Annotated in this window: 23 protein-coding genes; 13 read left to right on the top strand and 10 right to left on the bottom strand. The window is 66.8% G+C overall.

All coding sequences use genetic code 11. From position 1 onward, the window contains the following. The 5 genes from AKJ09_RS12640 to AKJ09_RS12620 all read left to right on the top strand — a co-directional run bounded on the left by AKJ09_RS12640 (window position 1) and on the right by AKJ09_RS12620 (window position 5,333). On the top strand, window positions 1-1,701 hold the full coding sequence (locus AKJ09_RS12640; RefSeq protein WP_146647446.1) for an SNF2-related protein: 1,701 nt from the start codon (window positions 1-3) through the stop codon (window positions 1,699-1,701). A 26-nt stretch (window positions 1,702-1,727) separates the two neighbouring features. Next, window positions 1,728-1,934, top strand: coding sequence for a hypothetical protein (locus AKJ09_RS12635; protein ID WP_146647445.1), 207 nt, complete (start codon window positions 1,728-1,730; stop codon window positions 1,932-1,934). A gap of 118 nt (window positions 1,935-2,052) precedes the next feature. Further along, entirely contained in the window at window positions 2,053-3,081 is a 1,029-nt protein-coding gene (locus tag AKJ09_RS12630; protein WP_146647444.1) for a hypothetical protein, read from the top strand. Next, a complete protein-coding gene (locus AKJ09_RS12625; RefSeq protein ID WP_169927483.1) occupies window positions 3,081-4,628 on the top strand; it encodes a serine/threonine-protein kinase in 1,548 nt (515 codons plus the stop codon). Before AKJ09_RS12630 ends, AKJ09_RS12625 begins: the two co-directional genes overlap by 1 nt. A 51-nt stretch (window positions 4,629-4,679) precedes the next feature. Then, window positions 4,680-5,333 (top strand): lectin-like protein, encoded by a 654-nt coding sequence (locus tag AKJ09_RS12620; RefSeq protein WP_146647442.1) that lies wholly within the window; start codon window positions 4,680-4,682, stop codon window positions 5,331-5,333. Window positions 5,334-5,360: 27 nt separating this feature from the next. On the opposite strand, the gene AKJ09_RS12615 is transcribed toward AKJ09_RS12620, so the two are convergent. Both AKJ09_RS12615 and gltX read right to left on the bottom strand, forming a co-directional pair. Next, window positions 5,361-6,446: a CPBP family intramembrane glutamic endopeptidase gene (locus tag AKJ09_RS12615; RefSeq protein WP_146647441.1), complete on the bottom strand. Its 1,086-nt coding sequence runs from the start codon at window positions 6,444-6,446 to the stop codon at window positions 5,361-5,363. Window positions 6,447-6,476: 30 nt separating this feature from the next. Further along, window positions 6,477-7,937: a glutamate--tRNA ligase gene (gene gltX, locus AKJ09_RS12610; protein ID WP_146647440.1), complete on the bottom strand. Its 1,461-nt coding sequence runs from the start codon at window positions 7,935-7,937 to the stop codon at window positions 6,477-6,479. Between the two features lie 122 nt (window positions 7,938-8,059). Between gltX and AKJ09_RS12605 the strand changes: the two genes are divergently transcribed. Then, window positions 8,060-9,028: a lysophospholipid acyltransferase family protein gene (locus tag AKJ09_RS12605; RefSeq protein WP_146647439.1), complete on the top strand. Its 969-nt coding sequence runs from the start codon at window positions 8,060-8,062 to the stop codon at window positions 9,026-9,028. A 13-nt stretch (window positions 9,029-9,041) separates the two neighbouring features. Here the strand turns inward: AKJ09_RS12605 and AKJ09_RS12600 are convergent, their stop codons facing one another. Genes AKJ09_RS12600 through AKJ09_RS12585 form a run of 4 tightly spaced genes read right to left on the bottom strand, consistent with a single transcriptional unit; the run spans window position 9,042 to window position 12,295 of the window. Then, complete coding sequence (locus tag AKJ09_RS12600) at window positions 9,042-10,145, bottom strand: glycosyltransferase family 4 protein (protein ID WP_146647438.1); 1,104 nt, start codon at window positions 10,143-10,145, stop codon at window positions 9,042-9,044. A gap of 31 nt (window positions 10,146-10,176) precedes the next feature. Continuing rightward, on the bottom strand, window positions 10,177-10,575 hold the full coding sequence (locus AKJ09_RS12595; RefSeq protein WP_146647437.1) for a 6-pyruvoyl trahydropterin synthase family protein: 399 nt from the start codon (window positions 10,573-10,575) through the stop codon (window positions 10,177-10,179). Window positions 10,576-10,578: 3 nt separating this feature from the next. Further along, window positions 10,579-11,526 carry an FAD-dependent oxidoreductase gene (locus tag AKJ09_RS12590; protein ID WP_169927482.1) on the bottom strand — a complete coding sequence of 316 codons (948 nt, stop codon included), beginning with the start codon at window positions 11,524-11,526 and terminating at the stop codon, window positions 10,579-10,581. Window positions 11,527-11,581: 55 nt separating this feature from the next. Beyond that, on the bottom strand, window positions 11,582-12,295 hold the full coding sequence (locus AKJ09_RS12585) for a RibD family protein (protein WP_240488461.1): 714 nt from the start codon (window positions 12,293-12,295) through the stop codon (window positions 11,582-11,584). Window positions 12,296-12,538: 243 nt separating this feature from the next. Here AKJ09_RS12585 and AKJ09_RS12580 point away from each other — a divergent pair, with 243 nt between their 5' ends. Together AKJ09_RS12580 and AKJ09_RS12575 are read left to right on the top strand one after the other, a co-directional pair. Further along, on the top strand, window positions 12,539-12,976 hold the full coding sequence (locus AKJ09_RS12580; RefSeq protein WP_205633692.1) for a hypothetical protein: 438 nt from the start codon (window positions 12,539-12,541) through the stop codon (window positions 12,974-12,976). 123 nt (window positions 12,977-13,099) lie between these two features. Beyond that, the gene (locus AKJ09_RS12575) at window positions 13,100-13,609 is read left to right on the top strand and encodes a DUF2505 family protein (protein ID WP_146647434.1); all 510 of its coding nucleotides are present in this window, start codon (window positions 13,100-13,102) and stop codon (window positions 13,607-13,609) included. Between the two features lie 25 nt (window positions 13,610-13,634). On the opposite strand, the gene AKJ09_RS12570 is transcribed toward AKJ09_RS12575, so the two are convergent. The 3 genes from AKJ09_RS12570 to AKJ09_RS12555 form a co-directional block, all read right to left on the bottom strand. Beyond that, a complete protein-coding gene (locus AKJ09_RS12570) occupies window positions 13,635-13,952 on the bottom strand; it encodes a hypothetical protein (protein ID WP_146647433.1) in 318 nt (105 codons plus the stop codon). Between the two features lie 162 nt (window positions 13,953-14,114). Beyond that, a complete protein-coding gene (locus tag AKJ09_RS54245) occupies window positions 14,115-15,179 on the bottom strand; it encodes a hypothetical protein (RefSeq protein WP_205633691.1) in 1,065 nt (354 codons plus the stop codon). After that, window positions 15,176-15,703 (bottom strand): hypothetical protein, encoded by a 528-nt coding sequence (locus tag AKJ09_RS12555; RefSeq protein ID WP_146647430.1) that lies wholly within the window; start codon window positions 15,701-15,703, stop codon window positions 15,176-15,178. Before AKJ09_RS12555 ends, AKJ09_RS54245 begins: the two co-directional genes overlap by 4 nt. Window positions 15,704-17,012: 1,309 nt before the next feature. Here AKJ09_RS12555 and AKJ09_RS12550 point away from each other — a divergent pair. The 5 genes from AKJ09_RS12550 (at window position 17,013) to AKJ09_RS12530 (ending at window position 20,790) form a co-directional block, all read left to right on the top strand. Continuing rightward, window positions 17,013-17,594 carry an RNA polymerase sigma factor gene (locus tag AKJ09_RS12550; RefSeq protein WP_146647429.1) on the top strand — a complete coding sequence of 194 codons (582 nt, stop codon included), beginning with the start codon at window positions 17,013-17,015 and terminating at the stop codon, window positions 17,592-17,594. Beyond that, the gene (locus AKJ09_RS12545; protein WP_146647428.1) at window positions 17,591-18,346 is read left to right on the top strand and encodes a hypothetical protein; all 756 of its coding nucleotides are present in this window, start codon (window positions 17,591-17,593) and stop codon (window positions 18,344-18,346) included. Before AKJ09_RS12550 ends, AKJ09_RS12545 begins: the two co-directional genes overlap by 4 nt. After that, on the top strand, window positions 18,343-19,239 hold the full coding sequence (locus AKJ09_RS12540) for a DOMON domain-containing protein (RefSeq protein ID WP_146647427.1): 897 nt from the start codon (window positions 18,343-18,345) through the stop codon (window positions 19,237-19,239). Before AKJ09_RS12545 ends, AKJ09_RS12540 begins: the two co-directional genes overlap by 4 nt. 144 nt (window positions 19,240-19,383) lie before the next feature. Beyond that, window positions 19,384-20,457, top strand: coding sequence for a metallophosphoesterase (locus AKJ09_RS12535; RefSeq protein WP_146647426.1), 1,074 nt, complete (start codon window positions 19,384-19,386; stop codon window positions 20,455-20,457). Window positions 20,458-20,577: 120 nt separating this feature from the next. Then, window positions 20,578-20,790, top strand: a complete 213-nt coding sequence (locus AKJ09_RS12530) for a hypothetical protein (RefSeq protein WP_146647425.1) — start codon at window positions 20,578-20,580, stop codon at window positions 20,788-20,790. A gap of 3 nt (window positions 20,791-20,793) precedes the next feature. Here the strand turns inward: AKJ09_RS12530 and AKJ09_RS12525 are convergent, their stop codons facing one another. Further along, on the bottom strand, window positions 20,794-22,755 hold the full coding sequence (locus AKJ09_RS12525) for a polysaccharide deacetylase family protein (protein ID WP_146647424.1): 1,962 nt from the start codon (window positions 22,753-22,755) through the stop codon (window positions 20,794-20,796). Window positions 22,756-22,970 lie beyond the last annotated feature (215 nt).

The raw sequence follows: 22,970 nt of genomic DNA, 5'->3' as shown, positions 1-22,970 counted from the left end.
ATGGCGACACTTCTCGCGAAGCGCACGACGTCCGTGGGGTCGAGAGCCAAACCGAAAGCGCCGGCGGCGTCTTCCGGAGCTGCTCGGAGCTCGGTTCACGTCCTCGACGTTCCGTTCGCGATGCGCGGTGTCGCAACGGCGAGCGGCGCCAAGTGGAACGCCGACCATAGCGTCTTCGTCTTCGAAGGCGAGAAGCTGCCGCGCGCGCTCTCGCCCTTCCGCGCGCAACCCTATTCGTGGGAATTGAAGGTCGAACGCGAGCTGCGCGGCGAGACCACGCGCACGGCCACGCCGCCGAGTGGAAACATCGTTCCCAGGCCGCACCAGAAGGAGGCCATCACGGCGATCGGCGCGGCCGTGAAGGCCAAGCGCGCCGGCTTCCTGCTCGCCGACGACGTCGGCCTCGGCAAGACGATCAGCGCCTGGCAATCGATCCTCGACATGAAGTCGGCGATCTCGGTGCTCATCGTGTGTCCGCTCGCCGTCGTGGCGCATTGGCGGCGCACGGTCGAAGCCATGGGGGATGGCGGCAAGCAGGTCGTCATCCTCAACTACGACCGACTCGGAAAGCTCTTCGAGATCAGCCCCGAGGCGCGCAAGAAGGTGCGCTCGAAGAAGGGCCTCGCGCGTGCAGGAACGGCGCCCGAGCTCGACGTGATCATCTGGGACGAGAGCCATCGCTGCAAGAACCCGACGGCGGCACGCTCGAAGCTCGCCGCGAAGCTCAATGCCAATGCGGGCTTCGCGCTCTGGCTCTCGGCGACCGCCGGTCAGAACCCGCTCGAGCTCTCCTATCTCTCGCCGCTCCTCGCCAGCATCACGGGAACGCGCGCGAAGGACCTCAAGGACTTCGAGCAGTGGTGCCTCGATCAGAATCTCGGCGTCACCCGCGGGGCGTTCGGCAAGTGGGATTGGCGCGGAAATCCGGCGGACTGCGAGAAGGTCCGCAAGCTGCTCTTCGAAGGCCGTCCTGCCGCGGGCCTGCGCCGCCGTCCGGAGGACATCGCGGGATGGCCGGAGATCAACCGCATCCTCCAGCCCCTCGAGCTCGATCCCGAGGCACGTGAGCTCTACCAGCAGGCCTGGACGGAGTTCCGTCGCGAAATGGATCTCTCGCCGCGCGGGCGCGACCCGAAGTCGGCGCTCACCGCGTCGCTCCGCCTACGCCAGAAGAGCTCCCTCATTCGCGCGGCCGGCACCACGGAGCTCGTTCAGGAGCTCCTCGCCAACGGCCATCAGGTCGCGGTGTCGCTCTCGTTCATCGAGACGCTCGAGAAGATCGCGGAGGATCTCGAGTCTGACGGCGTGCCGTGCGCGCGCATCCATGGCGCGATTCCGGCGGCCGCGCGCGAGAAGGAGCGCCTGCGCTTCCAGCGCGGCGAGGCGAAGGTCGTTCTCTTCACCGTGGAGGAGGGCATCTCGCTCCACCAAGGCGAACACAACGACGTGCCTCGCTCGGAGATCATCCACGACCTGCGCTGGTCGGCCATCCAGATGGCGCAGATCGAGGGGCGCTGCCATCGTGATGGCCGGTACGCCCCTGTCTATTGGACCTACGCCGACGGCACGGTCGAAGAGAAGATTGCGCTCGTGGTCTCGCGACGAATCCAGTCCATGAAGGAGATGGTCGGCGACGACGTCGAGACCATCCGCGAGATCGAGCGCCTCCTCGTCGACGCGCGCGCCGCCGCCGCCGAGTGATTCATCGGCAGGGGGCCCACACGTTCATGCGCTGGCTGCGTGCCGACGGCACCGACGTGACCGTGCCCTTGCCCGACGGACCTCGGCACAGCGAGGCGCGTGGCGTCGTGAACCTTCCCGACGGACGGTTCCTCGTCACGGGCATGCTCGATGGTCCGGGCACGCACTCTGCGGACGGCGATCCCTCGCTCCTGCGGGCCAATGGATTCTTGGTCGAGCGGGTCCTGAAGTAGCGTCGTCTATTTTGCAGAGTAAATGACGTCGTCGGTTGCGACCCTCGTGCGGTGTCGTGGGACGTCGCTTGCCTTGACAACACCGGTGGGGTCCGGAACGCTGATTCGTCTCCCCACGATGAGCCAAGCCCTGAAATCCCCGGGGATCGCCGTAACGCTCAGGCAGGCAGCGCTGGCCGCGCTGGTGCTTTTCGTGCCCACCATGGCCCGCGCAGACGGCGCTTCGTCGAATGCTCCTTCCTCGAACGCCGCGTCGCCGTCTCCCGAAGACCGACGCGCGGCGGCCGACGCGTACGACAAGGGCTCGGCGCGGTATCTGCTCCGCGACTACGCGGGCGCGGCGGAGTGGTTCGAGCTCGCCGACCGTTTGGCGCCCGACACGTCCGCACTCCGGAGCGCGATTCGCGCCCACAAGCAGATCGGTTCGCCCCCGCACATGGCGCGCGCCGCCACGCTGGCCCTTCGACTCAAGACGCGAATCCCCAACGACGCGGCGGCGAATCGCTCGGCCGACGAGGTCATTGCAAGCGCGTCGTCGTCGCTCGGGCGCGTCATCGTGCGCTGCCAAGGCTGTCAGATCGAAGTCGACGGCGTTCTCGAGGCCGCGCCCGATCTCTTCGCGACGCCCGGCGAGCACAAGATCGTCGGTCACTGGCCCAACGGGCAGGTTGCTTCGAAGGCCGTCGACGTCCGCGTTGGGCAAAAGGACGTCCTCGACTGGATGGACGTCAAAGCCGTTGCGTCCACGCCGCCGAAAGGCACGTCGACCACGCCAGGCCCAGCGGCCGCCTTGCAGCCGTCTCCGGGCGAATCCCAAGAACCCTCCAAAGGGCTCCCGCCGGTCTTTGCCTTGAGTGGCGCCGCACTCACGGCCGTGCTCGGTGGAGCGACCGCCGTGAGTTGGTTTGCCGACGCCGTTCCCGCTGGAAACAAGCTGATTCGTGACGCGGAAGCGACCCACGTGTCCGACCCCGCGCAGGAGGATCGCGTGCAGGGCGCCGAGACGCGCACGACCGTCTTGCTCGCGGCCACGGCATGCACGGCCGCGGCCACGCTCGTCGTGGGGCTCGTCTTCACACGTTGGAGCGGCGCACCGCGTGTCGACGCCACCACTGGGCGCGCCTCGCTCCTTCAAGCGAGCTTCTGATGCCGGTCGACGAAGACCTTCCAGCGTCACGCCTCATCGGACGCTACGAGCTGCTCGGCAAGATCGCCGCCGGCGGAATGGCCACGGTCTATCTCGGGCGGGTACGCGGCGCGCGCGGCTTCGAGCGCGTGGTTGCGGTGAAGAAGCTCCATGCGACGCTCGAGGCGAACGCGGAGATCGTCTCGATGTTCTCCGCGGAGGCGCGCGTGGCGGCGCGCATCCGTCACCCGAACGTGGTGCCCACGCTCGACGTCGACGACCGCGACGGCCTCTGCCTCGTCATGGAATACGTCGAGGGCGATCAGCTTCTCGGTCTCCTTCGCGCCGCTGCCGAGAGCGAAACGCGCATTCCGCCCGAGGTCGCGCTCCGTATCGGGATCGACGCGCTCAACGGTCTCCACGCCGCGCACGAGCTGACGAACGACGAGGGGAAATCCCTGCGGATCGTCCATCGTGACGTGTCTCCGCACAACATCCTCGTCGGTATCGACGGGATCACGAAGCTGACCGACTTCGGCATCGCCAAGGTCGACGACACCGTGACGGCGGCGAACGCAGGCGAGCTCAAAGGCAAGCTGGCTTACATGGCGCCCGAGCAAGCGCGCCGTGAACGCATCGATCGCCGTGCCGACGTCTTCTCGGTCGGAATCGTGATCTGGGAGATGTTCGCGACGCGGCGGCTGTTTCTCGGCAAGACCAGCTCCGAGACGCTCGCGGCCGTTCTGGTCTCGCCGATTCCGAACCTGACGACCGAGGCCAACGTCCCCGAAGGTCTCGCGAGCGTCGTCGCCCGCGCCCTCGAGCGCGACCCTGCCAAACGCTGGCAGAACGCCGCGGACTTCGCTGAGGCTCTCGAGCGCCAAGCTGCGAGTGTCGGCGGCGTGGCTCCGGCGCGCCGCGTGGCCGAGTACGTCATGGCCGTCAGCGGCGAGAAGATCGCGGAGGAGCGCACGCGACTCCGACAAGCGGCGAAGACCGCGGCTCCCGCGCCCCCGTCACCGGCGTCATCGTCACCCGCGACACCCTCACCGGACCTCGAGACGCGTGAAGCCGGCACCCTCTCGGCTTCGCTTGCCGACTCCACGGGAGCTTCGGCCACCCGTTCCGTCGTTCCGACGTTGCCCAGTACGGGCAAAGGAACGGCTCGCGCAGCCCTCGCCGTGGCCAGCTTGGCCGTGGTCTTCGGTGTGGCTTCGTTCGTCACGCGCGCGCCGACGCCGACGCCGGCAGCGAACGCCGCCGCCGCGAATGTCGATACGAACGCGGCCGCGGTCCCGCCGAGCGCGGCCATCGCGCCATCGGAAAGTGCGAGCGCGGCCGTCGTCGTTCCGGCGCCGAGCGGGTCGAGCGCGAATGCGGGCGAAAAGGGGGGGACGCCGAGCTCGAATGGCGGGGTGCGACCGGCCCGAAACACGAACGCCAACGCCAACGCCAACGTGAACGTGAGCGCGAAGAAGGCCAGCGCCGCGGGGGCCGCGCCAGGAGCTGCACCAGGAATGACGGGCGGCACCGACGAGCCGTTGCCGAAAAATCCCTATCGTCACTGAAACGTACCCGGTTTTGGCGGCCTGCCTGGCGGAGTGCGTTACGATTCCCTCATGCGTCCTGACGGGAGCTCCCATCGCATGCGTGCGCGCATCGTCGTTGGGTTGTTCGCAGGCATCGCCTGTACGCGATGCAGTGCGCTCGTCGACACGGGCGGCCTGGCGGGGGAGAACACCACGGATTCGGCCATCGCCGAAGGCGACGCCGCCGTGGATGTGGCGGATTCGAGCGCTCCCAAGGACAGCGCGACGGACGATGTCGCGAGCGATGCCTCGAAGTTCCCAGCCGACGCCTCCGTGTTCGGCGGCAACGGCCACGCGTACCTCGTCGTCGTCGATAAGACGAAGATCAACTGGGGCGACGCGAAGGCTCGCGCGGAGGAAGCGGGCGGTCATCTCGCGACGATCACGTCGTCGGCCGAGAATCAGTTCGTCTACCAATTGGCGGCCGGCGTGCAGGGCGCGTTCTACACGACGAACGGCCCGTGGCTCGGTGGCTATCAGCCCAATGGTTCGGTCGAGCCGAAGGGCGGCTGGACGTGGGTGACGAACGAGCCGTGGTCGTACGAGAACTGGGCGGCGAGCGAGCCGAGCAACACGAACGGCGACGAGGCGTTCCTCGAGTACACGGGCAGCCCTCCGTCTTCGACGTGGAACGACATCGACATCGGCGCCGACACCCGCGCCTTCGTCATCGAATTCGAGTGAGCCCGATTCCGGCCGTCGTTCGGCGCGTCAGGCGAGGATCTGACGCTTGCGCCGTGCCCTGACGATCAGGATGACGGCGACGACCATGAGCACCGCGAAGATGCTCGCCGCGATGAGCTCGATCCGCTGAGCGAGCGCTTCGCGGAGCTCGGCTTGATCGGTGCAGTAGCCCGAAGTCTCCGACGGCCAGAACGTCAACGGAGTGCAGTGCCGATGGCGCAGCGAGAGCCAATCCATCAAGGCGGCCACGGTGATGTGGACCATGAAGCCCTGGTAGATGCTGCGCGTCTTCATCGACAGCGATCCGAGCGCGATGCCCGCGATGATCGCGCCGCAAGCTTCGAGATACGGCTTGCCGTAGTGGATCATGCAGTACGGCACGGCCATCACGAAGATGGCGCCCGAGCCGAAGCTCTTTCGCAGTGTGCCCAGCCAGAAGCCGCGGAAGAACATCTCCAGCGCGAAGAACTGCGCGAAGTACATCGCCTCCCACACGAGGAAGTCGAACCAGCTTCGCGGCGCCGTTTTGTAAAACGGATAGTAGGCGCCGAAGTCCGGGCTGTGCGCGACGATGAGCATCGCCGGCAAGACCACGGCGAGGAACAACCCGTAAATCCAGGCGTGCGCGAAGAAGCCGCGCATACGCAGGCCGAGGTCGAGCAGGCTGTCTTTCGGGAAGAAGAGCTTCCAGAGCCCGAAGGGCAGGATGTACCCGAAGACGCGTGTTCCCGCCCACCACACGAATCCCCAGAGCTCGTCGTACTTGGCGACGTGCAGCCACGAATACGTGGACTCGAGCTTCGAGAGCGACGGGAAGATCGCCTGCTCGAAGTACATACGACCGCCGTAGTACTCCTGCATCGTCAGGATGACGGCGCAGATGACGAGCGCCACGAACGGCCGATTGTCCGCTTTGCCCTGGGCCAACAGCTCGGCACGCTGGCGATGCGAGTCCTCGTCGAGCTCCCGCCACGTGTTGCGGAACATGAGCCAGACGAGTGGCAGCACGATGAGCAGCGCCGGGATCGGCAAGACCGGTTTCACCGTCTCGACGAACCCAGCGATGCCGGTCAGCTCCTTCGGCTGACCGATGGCGAGCGGTCGTAAAAACACGATGGCGAGTCGAGTACTACGTCCGCTGGCTCAGGTCTTGTCGGCCTTTTCGGCCGCCCGAGCGAGGCGCGCGAGCGTGACGTCACGCCCGATGACGAACATGACCTGGTAGAGGCCCGGGCTCGCCGTACGACCCGTGAGGGCGACGCGCACGGGCTGACCGATGGCCTTCATCTCCAGGCCGGAGGCCGCCACCCAGTCGTGCGTCGCCTTCTCGAGCTCGGCCTCGTTCCAGTCGGTGACCTTGCCGAGCGCGTCGGCCAGACCTCGGAGGCGGGGCGCGGCGTCCTTCACGAGGAACTTCGCCGCCGCCTTCTCGTCGAGCTCGGGCGGCTCGCGGAAGAACGGGTCGAGCATGTCGGCTGCCTGCACGAAGGTCTGGGCGCGATCGCGAATCGTGTAAAGCGCACACTTCACGTCCGCCTCGGTGACCTTGTCGAGGCCGCGCGCGTGCACGAAGGGGAGCGCACGCTTGGCGTACTCGTCCTCGGGCATGAGCTTCGGCGACTTGAGGTGCTCGTGGCTGATGGTGAGGAACTTCTTGGGGTCGAACTTGCCGTCGCCGCGGCCGGTGTGCTCCCAGTCGAACGCCTGGACGAGCTCCTCCTTCGAGAAGATCTCCTGATCGCCGTGCGACCAGCCGAAGCGCGCGAGGTAGTTGAGCACCGCGTCGGGCGGGAAGCCCTGCGTCTCGTACTCGCTGACGGCCACCGCGCCGAAACGCTTCGAGAGCTTCTCGCCGCTCGGGGCGAGCATCATCGGCAGGTGAGCGAACTCGGGAACCTTCGCGTCGAGCGCCTGGTAAATCATGATCTGCGGCGGCGTGTTGATCATGTGGTCACGACCGCGCGCGACGAGCGAGATCTCCATCGTGATGTCGTCGACGACGACGCCGAAGTTGTAGAGCGGCACGCCGTCGGAACGGATGAGCACGAAGTCCTGCTGCTCGATGTTGGGCGTCGTGACCTCGCCGAAGACCTTGTCGACGTAGGTGATCGAGCCGCTGCGGTCCGTCATGAAGCGGACGACGTAGGGGAGGTTCGGCTCGTCCGTGCGGTTGCGGCAGGTCCCGGGGTACTTGAACTGAGCCTTGGGGTCCTTCGCCTTGAGCGCCGCGCGTTGCTCGTCGAGGAGCTCCTTCGTGCAGTAGCACCGGAAGGCCTTGCGATCCTTGATGAGGCGGTCGGCGTACTCCTTGTAGATGTCGAGCCGCTTCATCTGCGTGTACGGCCCGTAATTGCCGGTCTCGGGGCCGTGAATCTGCGTCGGATGAGGGCCCTCGTCCCAGTTCAGGCCGAGCCAGTTCATCGAGTCGAGGATGACTTTGGTGCTCGCGTCCGTGGAGCGCTCGCGGTCCGTGTCTTCGATGCGGAGCACGAACGTGCCGCCGGTCTTGCGCGCCCAGAGCCAGTTGAACAGGGCGGTGCGGACGCCTCCGATGTGGAGGTAACCCGTGGGAGAAGGAGCAAACCGAAGACGCGGTTTCGACATGGCTCGCTCACGACTAGCAGGGAAGCGCCGTTCAATCCACAGAGCCCTTGGGCGAGCTCGCTGCGACCGACAAGTCGAACGTTGATCGCCCGGGGCCGTGGCGCTGCCTTAGAATGCCCTCGATGAGCCTGCGTCCAAGCCGGCCCACGACATCGGGCCCTCTCGAAACCCCTCACCATCGCGGGGATCGCGGGGGAGCTCACGAGGCGGAGATCGCCGCGGTCCTCGCCGTCCTTTCGACGCGCGAGATCGAAGACGCCGTCGGGGCCCATCGCGCGCCGCCGCTTCTTCGTGCGCTCGTGGGGCTGGCGTCGCGCTTGCCGAGCCAGCGCCTCGGCAAGCTGCTCGCGCGTTTCGATGCGCGCATCGCCGAGGCCGGGATTGCCAAGGCATCGCGCGAGGTCCTCACGGCGTTCGGCGCCACGTTCGACGTGAGCGGAGAGGCTCCGCGAAAGGGAGGCCTGCTCGTCGTCACGAACCATCCCGGCGCCTACGATGCGCTTGCCACCGTGGCTGCTCTGGGACGTGACGACGTGGCGCTTGTCGCCGCCGACCGTGACTTCCTGCGGGCCATGCCGAAGCTTCGCGAGCATCTCGTGTTCGTGGCGGACGAAGGCGCGAGCGAGCGAGCGTTCGGCGTTCGTCGCGCCCTCGCGTGGCTCGCGTCGGGGCGAGCGCTCGTGCAGTTCGGAGCCGGCGCAATCGAGCCGGATACGCGCTTCTTGAGGCCACGTGATTTTCCTCTTGGCGCATGGCGCGAAGGAACCGGGCTCTTCGCCGATCGCGCCTCGCGTTGCGGGATCGCCGTGGTGCCAGCGTTCGTTTCCGGTGTGCATTCGGCGCGCGCGAAAGATCTGCTCGTCGTGCAGATCGCGGAGCGCTTCGGCATCTCGACCGTCGCGCCGTTGATCCAGGCGACCACGCCGGGCTTCCGCGACGTGGTCATTTCGGTGCGCTTCGGTTTGCCGATCGACCGTCACGTGCTCATCGGCGCTCGCGACAATGGCGCGCGTACGGGGCTCGTTCGCAAGGCCGTCTTGGCGCTCTCGGAAGACGAAGCGCGCGAACGTCGTCGTGCGCGCTTGCGGTGACCGACTTGCTGCTCTAGCTCCCGCAGGCCGCGAGCAGCGCCCGTCGGAACTGCACGACGCTCTCGCTCCATCGTGGAAGCTCGGCGGAGGCGCGTCGTGCGCATTCCGCCATCGAGCCGCGTAGCTCGGCGTCGGTCGCGAATCGTGCGAGGCAGTCTTCGAGCTCACGATCGCCGTCGGCGAAGAGCGTGGCGCCTTCGGCGCTCGAGAGCGCTTCGACGAGACCGGCGGTTCGCGCGGCGATGACCGGGGTTCCGGCGTGGATCGCTTCGGTGGCGGCGATTCCCCACCCCTCGAGCGACGAAGGCAAGACGAGCACGTCGGCATCCGCGATGGCCACTGCCACGTCCTCGTCCGGACGTTCACCGAGGAGCCGGATTCGGTCGCCGAGTCCCAGCTCCGCGATCGTGCGCTCGATGGTGCCGGCGTAGATCGGCTCACGCGTCGTGCTGCCCACGAGAACGAGCTCGGTCGGCGTGGCGCATCGCTTCGAGGCCGTCGCGAATGCGTGTACGAGCGTCAAGACGCGCTTGCGCGGAACGATCGCGCCCACGAACACGAAGCGCACGGCCGCGCGTGACGACGAACGGCACATCGATGCGTGCACGAACCGATCCGCGCCGGGCACGACGACGTCGATCGTCCTGTTCTTCACCTCACCTCGCAGGCGATGGCGCGTGGCCTCGCTCGTGGTGACGATGGCGTCGGAGAAGCGCAGCGTGAAGCGCTCGGCGGCGCGTGCGCGGAGGCGGGCGTTGCGCGAGAGCTCCGCCTCCCAGGCCGTCAAGTGGTGGACGAGAAGCACCCGCGGAATCGGAGGCTCTTGGCCCGCGCGGGCGAGCACGGGAAAGGTCACGGCGAGCTCGCGGAAGCAAAGCTCGTCGCCGACGACCACGTCGGGGCGATCGCGCAGGATCTCGGTGGCGAGCTTGATGCCCGCGTTCGGCGCCCGCGCGGCTGGGTCGAGCGAATGGACGTGCACGACGTCACCGCTCTCTTCGAGTCCGCGGACGATGCGGGCGTCGTAGAGCGTGCCGCCCGTTTTCTGTTCGAGACTGCCGTAGACGACCCACGCGATGTGCATCTCGCCTCGCCGCGCAACTTCACGTCCGCCCATCGAGAGGGCGTGTCGCCGGTCTGTTCTCCGATCACATCTCGCGTTCGAACGCAGCGAACGCGACCGGCGACTCTCTCAGCATGACACGCATCGACGCTTTGCCCACGGGTCGCGCGTCCGCGGGGAGCGAGGCGCACGCCTTCACGAGCTCGTTGGCCACGAACTCGGCGACCCGCTCCGTCGTCGACGTTCGGCCCGGAAAGGCAGGATGGTCGTCGAGGCAGCTGTAATCCAGGCCGTTTAGCACCTCGCGTAGGAGCGTGCGGAGAGCCCCGATGTCCATGACCACGTGGTGCGGGTTGAGGGCGGGGGCACGGATCTCGACCTCCACGCCATAGGTTGCGCCGTGCAGCTTTTGCGCCGGGCCGAAGGTGGGATCCGCAAAACTGTGTGCAATCATCACGTGATCGGAGACGCCGACGGAGAACATCTCTTACCGATAGAGCAAAGTGTGGGCCGGAGACGGGTCAGGTTGGCGAGCGAGCTCTTCGTAGAGCTGGGGGGCACGGTCGAAGTCGGTGGGTGAGCCGAAGAGCGAATCGAGCCGTTCCTCGCGGAGCAGGTCCACGACGAGGTCGAGCCGGCGCTCCATGTCCCACCGCGGCCTCAGCTTCGGAGGGAGCGACGATACCTGCGTCGCACGGAGTGTCAGGCGCTTGCGATGAAAGGCGTTGCCCAGATCGACCGGCGCCCTGCGTGCGCCATAGAACGACGCGACGACGACGCGAGCTTCGAACCCAGCCCATGCAATCGCCGTGTCGAGAACGCGCGGGTCGCCTGTGGCCTCCACCACGAGGTCGGCACGGCCGTCGGGCGCGGCATCCGTGATCACACGAGCGGACGGAACGAGGGCGGAGGCCGCCGCGCGGCGCGTAGCACTTCGTTCGACCAGGGTGACGTTCGTTCCGGAGCGCGCGAGCACCCACGCGACGAGCGTTCCGACGACACCGCCGCCCAGCACCACGCATCGTTCGCCGAAATTTGGCTCCGCGTCCCATGCGCACGTCACCGCGGTCTCGAGGTTGGCTGCGAGCACGGCGCGTGTCGCGGGGACGGCCTTCGGTAGTGCCTTCAGCTCGCTCGCTCGCAGGACGTGCGCATCTCCATGCGGCGCCAGGGCGAACACGCGTGTGCCCAGCGGGTGGGCGACGCCGGGCCCGACCTCCTCGACCTCGCCGACCCACGCGTACCCATAACGACGCGGATAGGTCGCGACGGACGTGTCGCCGAGGGACACGTCGAACGGCTCGGGCCCTTCGCCCTTGTAGAGCAGCATCTCGGTGCCCTGGCTCACGCACGACGCGAGACCGCGGACGAGCGCTTCGCCGGCCTTCGGTGCAGGCAAGGCTTCCTCGCGGATCTCCAAGCGGCGTGGGCCCACGAACCAGAGCGCTCTCGTCCTACGACGCGAGCTAGGACGCGTGCCAGGGCCAAAGCTAGGACCAGACAAGGTCGCCTCGGACGAGCACGTTGATGCCGAGGCGCTCCACTTCGATGTTCTTGAGGGTGGGCGTATCGCGGAGTGCGGCCACGCCGATCGCGCCGAGCATGGGGGTACCAGGCGCTCCGAGGAGCCGCATCGACATCTCGATTCGAATCCGGTCGACGGCGCGCGCCCGAAAGAAGGACGTCAGAATGCGCGCGCCGCCCTCGACCAGGAGCCGCTTCACACCGCGTTCGTGCAGAGCGGCGAGCGCTGCCGCGATGTCGACCTCGCCCTCGCTCGTAGCGGCGGTCACCAGTGCGGACGCCCCGGCGGCCTCGATCGTCCGGCGAGCGTCTTCGTGGACGCGTCCCCGTGCGCCGATGATGACAGCGCGGCCGTCGGTCCCGAGGATCTTCGATCCCGGCGGAAGCTCGAGTGTGCTGGCTAGGACTACGCGGAGCGGCTGGCTGCCGGGGACGTCGCGGAGGGTGAGCTGTGGATCGTCGATGCGGACGGTGTTCGCCCCCACGAGAACGGCGTCGTTGGCCGCTCGGGCCTCGTGGGCGCTCCTCCGGCCCTCGGGCGTGCTCAGGGCCGTCGGCATCCCCGCGAGGGCGATTCGGCCGTCGAGGGACTGGGCGACGTGCACCGTGACGAGGGGCCGACTGGCGGAAGCTTGGGAGGCTTGGGAGGGGGAAAAGGCCATCGGAAGCTCTGCCGACACGGCCAGGATAGATCCTCGTCAGGGCGGCGGAAGGCCATCCGGCCAAATCGAGGCCGATTCGAGCGCGGCCCGAGAGCGCAACAACGGGAAGGGGCGAGGGGAGGCGAGGGGAGACGAGGGGAGACGCGGCGAAACGCACGGAAATGAGCGGAGGCGCCGCGCTTGCGGGGGACTCAGGCGTCTGGTAATCGGGGTGCCCTTTCAGCCGCGTGAGTCATCTCACGCACCCTCAGGAGAGACATCATGAAGAGCCCCCTCGCGACCGTGAAGGACACGTTTGGTGACAAGGCGAAGCTCGTTGCCGAGCTCGAGAAGTTCACCAAGAACGAAGACCTCTGGGTTTCGCGCCTCAACGAGAACAAGGGCCTGGCGCACGTTTCGAACGCGAAGCTCGTCAAGCTCCACGCGACCTTCACCGCGGTGAAGGAGAAGTTCGGCACGCGCGCGAAGATGATCGACGCGATCTGCGAGCTCGAGAAGCGCGCCAAGGACGAGGGCTTCAAGAGCCGCCTCTCGGCCTACCCGGTTCCGCGCCTCTGGGACATGTACAAGGCGAGCGAGAAGCGCTCGAAGCCGGCGACCAAGAAGACCGCGGCGCCCAAGAAGGCTGCTGCGGCGCCGAAGAAGGTTGCTGCGCCCAAGAAGGCTGCGAAGCCGGCCGCCAAGAAGAAGAAGAAGTAAGTACTTCTCGATCTGCGGTTCGCGCGCCGCCCTCGCTTCGACGAAAGAAGCCGGGCGGCGCTCTTTTTTTACCCATCCCCCACACGACTCGGGCTGTAATCGCGCGCGTCACGAGGAGATGCCATGCCTTCGATCACGCTGCGCCACGAGCTGAACACCGACGAAGAGACCTACTGGGCGAAGATCGTGTTCGACGAGACCTTCAACAAGAAGATGTACGTCGATCACATGCACTTCCCCGTTTGGAAGCTGCTCGATCAGAAGGAAGACGACGCCAAGCTCACGCGCCGTATCCAGGTCGATCCGCCCGTCGGCAATCTCCCCGGCCCGCTCAAGAAGGTCATCGGCGATCGCCTCAGCTACACGGAAGACGGAACCTTCGACAAGAAGACGAAGAAGTACTCCTTCAAGGTCACGCCGAGCACGATGACCGACAAGACGAAGGTGAACGGCGAGATGTGGGTCGAGAAGGCGGGCGACAAGAAGGTCACCCGCATCTGCCGCATCGACGTCGAAGTGAAGGTCTTCATGGTCGGCGGCATGGTCGAGGAGCGCATCCTCTCGGACCTTCGCGACGCGTACGACCGCGGAACGATCTTCACGAACGACTACATCAAGGCGAACGGCCTCTAAGAAGCCGCGTCACTCGTTCTTCTGTTCACGCACGCGCGGGCCGCTGACCTCCGAAGGTCGGTGCCCGCGTTCGTGTTTTTGTCCTGGGGCGTTCGCGCCAGTCGTTCGCCGTGCTGCGTCGCTCGACCCACACCGCGACGACGATGAGGATCAGCGCTTCGACGAGGAACCGTCGAACCAGCGTCGTCAGGTCGTCGTCGAGAAACATCAGCGTCGTGATCGTCGGAACGAGCGACAGCGCCCAGACGAACGCGAGCAGCACGCGAGGCTCGCGTTCGTCGACCACCTCGAACGTGTCCGAGCTCATCCCCTCGACGCAGACTTCGGTCGAATCGTGATCCATGCGGCCTCCTGTCGCCCGAAAAGGAGCGGGCAACGGAGGTCAGGTCGGCCGGAGAGCGGTGCACGTTGCGTCCAAGGACGTCGCTTCGATGCGGCTATCCCTGAGGGAGGCGTGAGGAGCGGCCGCACGGGGCCAGCGATCCTCACGCGCGAGGGGAAAGGCTCAGAGGTACCAGGCGACGCCGAGCTGGCCCGTGGCGAGCTGATCGAGCGCACCGCCGGCCACGTAGGCATCACCGGGCTCAGGCTTGAGCGCATAGAAGTAGCGGCGATACGAGACGAGCGCGCGCGCTTCGAGGTGCGGCATGATCTGGTAGCCGACGCCCACGCCCGCCTCGAAGCCGCCGACCGATGCGTTCGGGAAACGATCCGCGACCGCGCCGGCCGACGTCACGATCGAGTAGGCGAGACTGCCCGAGATCGAGAACGCGCCGAAGGGCACGCGAACGTCGGCACCGGGACGGATGAATTTGTACGAGACGTCCGGCAGCGCGATGTTTTGCGCCGATACGTCGTCGGCGTTGAAGGCGAACGACTCGCCGCCGTACACGATCGACACGCCGACGACGGTCGGCAGCTCCTCGGCGCCGAAACGGAAGCGCGCACGCGGGCCGACGTCGAAGCGAGACCAGGACGTGCTCACGTTCTGCGCGAGGCCGTCCGAGGAGAGCCCGAAGGCCGTCATGAAGCTGCCCTCGAGGCCCACGTCGACGAGGCCGTGGAGGGGGAACGGATAGACCTCACCGCTCAGCGAAACGACCGGCGCGGCGCCGAGGTCGTAGCTACGAAGGCTCTTCGTGAGCGAGTCCTTGTAGTCGAAGTGACGCATGCCCGCGCCGACCGCGGCCTGGAGCGTGACGATCTCGCGACCGACGGGGCGCTTCGACGACGAGGACTCTGACGAGACGCCGGTGTCCTTGTCCGTGGCCGTGGCGGCGGGCGCGACGACGGGCGGGGGAGGCGGAGGCGGCGGAGGCGGAGGCTCGGGAGGGGGCGGCGGCGGCTCGGGGGGAGGCGGCGGCTCGGCCTTCTTCGGTTTCCCGCCCTTCTTCGTCTGTGGCTTGGCCGCCGCAGGCTTCTTCTTCCCCGGTTTGTCGGCCGGTTTGTCGGCCGGTTTGTCACTTGCCGCCGGATCGGCGGCAGAGGCCGTGAGCGCGACCGCGGTCGTTCCTACGAAGACGATGCTCGACAGCGCGGCGGCGAGAAGACGTCGGGTGCGCGGGCTCACTTCAGCCCTCCAATCCAGGTCGCGAGGCAGGCTCGCATCGAGTCGTCGAACGGAGTGCCGTTGAGCGGCATCGACGAGCCGAAGGGCGGCTTCGGCAGGGTTTTCTTGTAGAGGACGCTGTTTTCCGGATTCGCGGGATCGATCAACGGATCACCCGTCGTGGCCTTTTGCGTCTTCAGACGGTTTCCGACGTCGGGCGAGGCGAGATCGAGATTCGACGTCGGCGTGGCACCGCCATGACATCCCGCCGACCCGCACGATGCCTTGAGGACCTGCGGAACATCCGGGCAGGTCGGCGCGGACGACCCGCCATCCGTGTTGCCTCCCGTCGTGTTGCTTCCGCCGTTGCCGAAGCGCTCCGGATTTTCCAGCTCGGCCGCGCAACCTCCGAAGGTCGCAACCGCAAAGGCGCCCGCCAGCACGAGCCCGACGAACGCGAACCGAGAGGTGCGTGAGACGCGAGGCAAGCCAGGACCAAGACCTTCCGGACTATCCGAGCGAGAGAGAAAGGCGAAGAAACCCATTCAGACTCCAGAGGGCGTTCCCGCCGAACGCCCCTTCCGTGACGAAAATGTACGACACACCGCTTTTCGCGACACTACAGTTTCGATTCAGGCCGGATGCTTCGTGTCCCTCCGTTGCGAGTCTTCGGTATGCGTTGGGGGCCCCTCGCAATTCGCGGAATTCGCGGAATTCGCGCATTCTACGTATTTCACGTATTTCGTGCGCCCTCCGCATGCTCGGTGCGCGCGATCCTCTCGCTACGCGATAGCGCATTCGCGCACGAGTGCGAGTTGGATCGTTCGACCACCCGTCGACGACGACGGGCCGGAGTCTACGCTGCGATGGCGTCGATGGCCTGCGCGTTGACGTTCGGATCGAGCCGTACCGCTGCGGCGGACGACCGAGCGGATTCTTCTCTCGCGTTCACGCTCGCGTGGGATGCTCCTTCGACGTGTCCGACGCGTGACGAGGTCGACGCGCGCGTTCGCGAGCTGCTTGCAGGCTCTCAGCGGAAAGAGACCGCGCAGGCGAACGTCGTCGTCACGCATCGGCGCGAAACGTGGACTGCAGAGATCCGCACGCGCGCCTTCGATGCGCAAGGTCGTCGAACACTCTCGGCGGCAAGTTGTGATCGACTTGCATCGGCAACGGCACTCGTCATCGCGCTGACGATCGACCCCGATCTCCAAGTCGAGCCACCTGCTCCGCCCGAGCCTCCACCGAAACCACCCGAGCCCGCGACGCCAGCGCCGTCACCCGCGCACGACGACGACTCGTCGTCTCTCACGATGAACGGTCCGCGGATCGGAGTGCGCGTCGCCGCCGTCGGTGGAGTGGGATCGCTTCCTTCCGCGACGGGGGGCGTTGGCCTCGGCCTCTCGCTGAACCTTCGTCCCTGGAGGTTCGAAGCGTACGGTGAAGGCTGGCTCCCACGTTCGGAGACGGCGTCTTCCCCGGAAGGTGCAGGCGGCGACTTTTCGCTCTTGGACGTCGGTGTACGAGGCTGCGTCACGAGCAACGGGCGGATCTTCGTGGGAGCATGTGCGGGCATCGAGGTCGACCGCGTGCATGCACAGGGCTTCGGAATCACGCGCGAGGACACGGCTTCGCGCCTATGGCTCGCCCCCGAGCGGGAGGTAGAGTTGGAGTTCGGATCACCGAGAGTCTCGAGCTACCCCTCGAGCTCGACGTCCTCGTACCCCTCGCGCGGCCTTCGTTTGCGCTCGAGAGTGCGAATTCACTCGATGGTCCAGCGAGCCGCGTCGACACGATTTTCCGCCCCGCCCCGGTTGCCGCGCGCGCCTCTTTGGGTCTCGCGTTCCTTTTTCGATGACGGAAGCGAAAGCCGCTGGGAACGAACGTTCGAAGGCCGAGATGCCGGAGGCGAGATCGCCCGAGGACGTCTTCGTCACCTATTTCGATTTCGTCTGGCGGAGCGCGCGCCGCCTAGGCATCCGGGAGGAAGACGTGGACGACGCGGTGCAGGAGGTTTTCGTCGTCGTGCACCGACGCTTTGCCGAGTTCCAGGGGCGCTCGTCCATCGAGACGTGGCTCTTCGGCATCCTGGTGAACGTCGTTCAGCACTATCGTCGCACACGTGCCCGCCATCTGAACCGCGTGGACGCTTTGACCGCCATGGGCGAGACCGACGCGCAGAGTTCAGGCGGGCCGCACGATTCCGCCGCGCATCGTGAGCAAGTGAAGATTCTGCATGCCCTGCTCGACGAGCTCGATGACGAAAAGCGAGCCGTCTTCGTCCTCGCCGAGCTCGAAGAGAAGAGCGTCCCCGAAATCTCCGAGGCACTTGGCGTGAACGTGAACACCGTCTACTCGCGTCTTCGGGCGGCTCGTCAGGAGCTCGAACGCGCCGTTCAGCGCCTGAACGCTCGTGAGAAAGGCGGGGTCCGATGACGTACCAACTCGACGAGCTCGTCGCGTCGGCGAAAGCCGGAGGCGATGCGCCTTCGGCGGCCGATCGCGAGCGCGTGAAGCGTGCGTTGGCGCGGCGTCTCGAGGTCGAGTCCCAGCGCATCTCCGGTCCGGTGCCCATTCGTCGGAAGCGCCCCGGGCTCGCCGTGAAGTTTCTGCTGGCCGCGGCCGTGCTCGTCGTTGGAACGGCATCGGCCTACGAGGTTCGCAAGATGCTCCGCCACGCCTCGCTCGACGAGTCGCTGCGCGAGTCGCACGTGAGCGAGCCTGGCCCGACGAACGCGCCCGCGACTGGAACGGCGGCTGCTGCTTCCGTGGCGCCGAGTGGTGCGCCTCCGGTCGAGTCGTCCGCACCGGTGGCCGAGCCACTGAGTACCGCCGCCACGCCCGTCGGCACTCGTCCGACCGTGAATCACGCGGCGACGACGAAGCCGTCGGGGACCGCCGATGAGCTACTCACCGCGGAGATGGCGCTCGTGCAATCGGCTCGCTCCCAACTCCGCAATGGAGCTCCGGCCGACGCGCTCGCGACCGTCGATCGCTACGACGCGCGCTATCCGAAGGGCACCTTCCGCCAGGAGACCGCGGCGCTTCGCGTGCTCTCGCTCTGCGATCTCGGCCGTGTCGACGAGGCCCGTACACGAGCGAAGGCGTTCGAGCGGACGTGGCCGAAGGCGCCAATGTTGGCGCGCGTGCAGGCATCTTGCGCAGGGGATCGCGGAGCCAAACCGTGACGTTTCGCGCGGTGGCGCGTCGCGTCACCATCGGCTCCATCGGCGCCATCGCCATCGTTTCATTTTTGGCGTGCGGCAGCGACTTCGCAACCATCGGTCGTCAGGTCGACGAAACGAATCCCAGCGACTCGCAAGTTGGTTCGAGTCCCGCGGCCTGCACCTCGTCGTGCAAAGGCTCTGCGACGTCTTGCGGGGTCGACTATTGCTCGGCGATTCCCGAGTTGCCCACCGAGCCGATCATCGACGGGGTTCTCGACTGCGATCTTCCTCTGGCCATGGTTCCTTCCGGCAACTGGAACAACAACGGCGTGCCGAAGCCGGCGGACCTCTCCGTCGAGTACGCCGTCGCATGGCGGCCGGCAGGGAAGGTCTACTACTTCGTGCACGTCCACACCTCCCAGCGGAAGCCCGCGGCGATGGACGCAGGAGGCGATCTCTTCTGCGGTGACGCCTGTCACCTCATGCTCGACAACGACGGGCAGTACGTCTCGCCACCGTTCTACGACGACCCGGGAACGAGGCAGTTCATCCTCGAAGCACCACCCGACGATGTCACACCGGTCTCGATCGGTCTCCCGAACCCGCGGGGACCGACCACGTGGAGCGCGGATACTTATCGTGCCTTCCCGGTTCCGGACGGATATGTCGTCGAAGCCGTGCTCGGAGCGAACGAGCTCGGACTCGCGGCGTGGCCCCTCGCCGAAGGCGGGCACATCGGCTTCAGTCTCTCGATCGGCGTGGGCGGAACGCCCGGCATGTACCCATCCACGCCGTCGTGCGAGAAGGTCGGGGACCACTATTTGAACGGCGTCGCGCGCACGGCCCGGGCCAGCGGACTTCCGCACGACACCGTCGGAGCGTTCTGCAATCCGCGCCTTGCCCAGCCACTCTGACGCGGCGCCATGCGCTCGACGACTGGACATTAAGCGTTCGCAATCCTCTTTCCGAAGGAATCGGCACGATCCGCAGTGATCAAATCGCCGGAGCCCGAACATCCCTACGCGTGGGGCGCGTGCCCCTTGGGATGCCGAGGACGGATGAAGTTTCCGATTTTGTCGATCGCTGCGGTGCTGGCCGCCTGCTCACCGTCGTCGTCCTCTCCGACGGCGTCGTCGTCGTCTAGCCAGCCACCGGCGAGTACGGGAGGGAACCCTGCTGGGCAGGAGGACCCGACGGATGCGGGCTTGGATGTCGGCTCATCCGACGGGAGTGCCGGGCATGACGCGGGGGCGGACCGGGTCGTCATCGCGCAGATCGATCCTCCCGGAGGCACGACGGTCTACGCGATCAGCGACATTCACGGGGGCTACGACCGCGTCGCTGCGCTGCTCGAGAAAAACGGCATCCTGAGCGCTCTCCCGCAGTCGCCGGGAACCCCGCAATGGGGAGCGGGCAACGCGTTGCTCGTCGTTGCGGGCGACCTGATCGACAAGGGCCCCCAGCCGATCGAGGTGATCGATTTCTTGATGGCGCTCGAAACCGCGGCATCGGCGGCAGGCGGTCGTGTCGTCGTTCTGCTCGGCAACCACGAGGCCGAGTTCTTCGTGAATCCGACGAACAGCAAGGCCACCGCGACGGACGGCGTCGACCAGGAGCTCGCTGCTCGAGGCATCGCCCCCGCAGCGGTCGCCGATGGAACGGATCCGCGCGGCGCGTGGCTGCGCAAACGACCCATTGGCGCTCGCGTCGGGAAATGGTTCTTTTCGCACGCCGGGAATACCAAAGGTCGAACCCTCTCCGCGCTCGACGCGGCACTTCGCGCGGCGCTCGACGCCCATTCCAACTACGACGATCCGGAGCTCGTCGGCGTCGACTCGATCCTCGAGGCGCGCGACTGGTACACCAACCCGACGACGGCGCCCGCGAATGCGAAGGCTTTGGGCGTGAGCCACATCGTCTTTGGCCACCAGCCGTCCGCCCTCGGTCCCAAAGGGGCGATTGCTACTGCCCAATCCGGCGCTCTCTTCCGCATCGATTGTGGGATGTCTCCGCTCGTCAACGACAGCACGGGGTGCATTCTTCGTATTCGTCACCTCGACGCGAATACGGAGGTCGCCGACGGCCTGGACGCGACGGGCGGCGCGCCAATCACGCTGTGGCAAGGGCCATAGCGCGAGGCGGTGAGCCCGCGCTGCGTCCACGGACGAGGCGTCGAGAAAAGAGCACGGGCCGTGCGACTTCCCGAGCGTCAATGCAACGACCGGCCGTTTTCGACGCCGGTACGGAGGCCCATGAACGTCGCCAAGGCAGTGGACAAGAAGTACGAGACGATGACCTTCAAGCAGCTCTGCGAGGCGCCCGCCGCGGCGCTCGAAGGCGTCAGCGAGAACGATGCCAAGCTGCTCGAGCAGGCCTTCGGCATCCGCACGATTCGCGATCTCGGCACGAACAAGTATTTCCGCGCCGCGTTCACGATCGCGAACGCGGCCGACCTCGAAGGCTGAACGTCAGCTGTCCTGATTTCGGCCGCGTCCAGCACCTCGCGACCGTCGCATCAGAGCAACGCCAAACAGCGCAAGGAGCCCGAGTCCAGGACGTGACCCGTCCCGTGCCCGCCCGGTCGTGCATCCCGAGCCCGACGGGGGACTCACGGGCGGCGGCAGGGGCGTCACTGTGCTCGGCGCTCCGGCGTCGTCCTCGGCCCCGACCGCCCCGTCGGGCGGCGCGCTCGGTTCGGGCGAACCGGCATCCGCCGCGACGTTGCAATCGGTCTGTTCGTGAACGCATCCTCTCGTCGGGTCACAACGGTCCGTCGTGCAGGCATTGCCGTCGTCACAGTTCCCGCACGGCTCGCACGTCTGCGCGTTGGCGGGCGCCCACGTGCCGTTCGTGCAGGCGACGCACTTCGTGTCTTCGGTCGTCCCGCATGCCGTAGCCGTGGACGTGCCTGCTGCGCACGTCGAACACGACTCGCAGCTGCCATTGGAGAGGAACTCCTTTGGGGCGCAGCTTCCGCAATCGTTGGCGCCGGGACCGTGACACGTCGCGCAGCTCGCCGCGCAGGGAGAGCAGACCGTGTCGGTCGTCGCAGTGCAAGCCGTCGAGGCATACGTTCCCGCAGCGCAGCTGTTGCACGCGAGACACTTTCCGTTCGAGAGATAGGCGCCGCCCGCGCACGTCGTACACGCGCTCGTGCCCGCCCCGGCGCAGGTCGCGCAGCTGGCGTCGCACGCCTCGCAGACCGTGTTCGCGGAGGGCGTGCAGGTCGCCGTCTGGTACGTGCCGGCAGCACACGCGGTGCAAGGCAGACACCGGTTTCCCTCCAGATAACGGTCGGCCTGACAGGTCGAACAATCGTTGCTCGTTCCGCCCTTGCACGTCGTGCATGTCGCGTCGCACGCCTGACAGACCGTGTCCGCGTTCGCGACGCATGCACTCGCCTGAAACGTGCCGTTGGCGCACGTCGAGCACGGATGGCACGTTCCACCCGCGAGATAGCTACCGGCGACGCACGACGTGCACGCGTTCGGGCCCGTACACGTGAGACAGTTCGCATCGCATGGGAGTGCCGCCGCGATCGCCGGCACCTGATCGACGCGCACGAACGCGTACCCTTCCTTCTGGAGAATGGGCACGATGTACTTCACCATTTCGACGGTGTCGCCCTGATCCCAGCCGTACGGATCGTGCATCAGGACGATGCCGCGGCCGACGGCACGGATCTCGTTCAAGTAGGCATCGCCGCACTGGGTCGTCGTTGCGTAGCCGTTGCCGTTCACGAGCTCGCCGTTCGTGTCGGTCAGCTGGCCTTGCCAACACGCCCAGTCGGCCGCGTTGCCCGGGTACGCGGTCGAGTTGCCTCCCATGTCCCAGTAGATCGGGCCGACGTATTTGTTCATCGCCGACGCCGCGAGAGTATTGGCCGCCAACGTGCTCCAATCGCCGTACGGCGCGCGAAACAGCAGGCGGTTTACGGGCGCGAACCCGGCAATCGCGTTGTCGGTCTCGGCCAACTCCGGGGCGAGCTGGTTCGAGGGAACCTCCGTCCTGATGTTTCGATGTGTCGTCGTGTGATTCGCGACGAGGTGTCCATCGTCGACGAGCTGCTGGAGAATCTGCGTCGGGTTCGGCGTGGGCGTAATGCCATTCGGGTTGGGAAGCGGTGTGGTGTTCACACGCGCGCCGTTGACGAAGAACGCCGCCTGGATTCCCTGCGTATGCAACCAACCCGAGAGCTCCGCCGTGCGCGTCCCCGGGCCGTCGTCGAACGTGAGCGCCAGCGTCTTGGCGGGAAGGCTCGTTCCCGTGAACTGCGTCTGCGAGAGCGCCTGACGAACGTTGCCGGTCGTGGCTTCGTCGAGTCCTCGATGCTCCGTTTGGCAGGCCGCAAGGACTACGGCCGTAACGACGGGCAGCAGCACGTTGCACGACAGGAATCGCGAACGCGAACTCTGGACGCGGGCAGACATGGTTGGCAGAGTAGTCTGGCGACGTCCAGCATCCAGCCCTCAGTTGGATGACACCGCGCATTCCCTTTGGTCTGGGCGGGCAATCGTGAGGAGGGCGCGCCAGCGCGGCGTCAGTTCGCTCGACCAGCGAGCAGCCGACGCGTCAAGCGGCCGCGCGCCACGAGGTACGTAACGAGATAGACGCCACCCAAGATCCAGGTGGCCAGCCCGAGGGG

Origin of the sequence: Labilithrix luteola, assembly GCF_001263205.1 — a bacterium.
In the GTDB taxonomy this organism is placed as follows: domain Bacteria; phylum Myxococcota_A; class Polyangia; order Polyangiales; family Polyangiaceae; genus Labilithrix; species Labilithrix luteola.
Note: the sequence above shows the minus strand (reverse complement) of the source record. Positions and strands in the feature narration are given on the sequence as shown.

What these genes read in the sequence shown, in the direction of transcription:
- AKJ09_RS12640 (WP_146647446.1), top strand. Translation starts at nt 1, where the DNA reads ATGGCGACACTTCTCGCGAAGCGCACGACGTCCGTGGGGTCGAGAGCC.
- AKJ09_RS12635 (WP_146647445.1), top strand. Translation starts at nt 1,728, where the DNA reads ATGCGCTGGCTGCGTGCCGACGGCACCGACGTGACCGTGCCCTTGCCC.
- AKJ09_RS12630 (WP_146647444.1), top strand. Translation starts at nt 2,053, where the DNA reads ATGAGCCAAGCCCTGAAATCCCCGGGGATCGCCGTAACGCTCAGGCAG.
- AKJ09_RS12625 (WP_169927483.1), top strand. Translation starts at nt 3,081, where the DNA reads ATGCCGGTCGACGAAGACCTTCCAGCGTCACGCCTCATCGGACGCTAC.
- AKJ09_RS12620 (WP_146647442.1), top strand. Translation starts at nt 4,680, where the DNA reads ATGCGTCCTGACGGGAGCTCCCATCGCATGCGTGCGCGCATCGTCGTT.
- gltX (WP_146647440.1), bottom strand. Translation starts at nt 7,937, where the DNA reads ATGTCGAAACCGCGTCTTCGGTTTGCTCCTTCTCCCACGGGTTACCTC.
- AKJ09_RS12605 (WP_146647439.1), top strand. Translation starts at nt 8,060, where the DNA reads ATGAGCCTGCGTCCAAGCCGGCCCACGACATCGGGCCCTCTCGAAACC.
- AKJ09_RS12600 (WP_146647438.1), bottom strand. Translation starts at nt 10,145, where the DNA reads ATGGGCGGACGTGAAGTTGCGCGGCGAGGCGAGATGCACATCGCGTGG.
- AKJ09_RS12595 (WP_146647437.1), bottom strand. Translation starts at nt 10,575, where the DNA reads ATGTTCTCCGTCGGCGTCTCCGATCACGTGATGATTGCACACAGTTTT.
- AKJ09_RS12580 (WP_205633692.1), top strand. Translation starts at nt 12,539, where the DNA reads ATGAAGAGCCCCCTCGCGACCGTGAAGGACACGTTTGGTGACAAGGCG.
- AKJ09_RS12575 (WP_146647434.1), top strand. Translation starts at nt 13,100, where the DNA reads ATGCCTTCGATCACGCTGCGCCACGAGCTGAACACCGACGAAGAGACC.
- AKJ09_RS12570 (WP_146647433.1), bottom strand. Translation starts at nt 13,952, where the DNA reads ATGGATCACGATTCGACCGAAGTCTGCGTCGAGGGGATGAGCTCGGAC.
- AKJ09_RS12555 (WP_146647430.1), bottom strand. Translation starts at nt 15,703, where the DNA reads ATGGGTTTCTTCGCCTTTCTCTCTCGCTCGGATAGTCCGGAAGGTCTT.
- AKJ09_RS12550 (WP_146647429.1), top strand. Translation starts at nt 17,013, where the DNA reads ATGACGGAAGCGAAAGCCGCTGGGAACGAACGTTCGAAGGCCGAGATG.
- AKJ09_RS12545 (WP_146647428.1), top strand. Translation starts at nt 17,591, where the DNA reads ATGACGTACCAACTCGACGAGCTCGTCGCGTCGGCGAAAGCCGGAGGC.
- AKJ09_RS12535 (WP_146647426.1), top strand. Translation starts at nt 19,384, where the DNA reads ATGAAGTTTCCGATTTTGTCGATCGCTGCGGTGCTGGCCGCCTGCTCA.
- AKJ09_RS12530 (WP_146647425.1), top strand. Translation starts at nt 20,578, where the DNA reads ATGAACGTCGCCAAGGCAGTGGACAAGAAGTACGAGACGATGACCTTC.
- AKJ09_RS12525 (WP_146647424.1), bottom strand. Translation starts at nt 22,755, where the DNA reads ATGTCTGCCCGCGTCCAGAGTTCGCGTTCGCGATTCCTGTCGTGCAAC.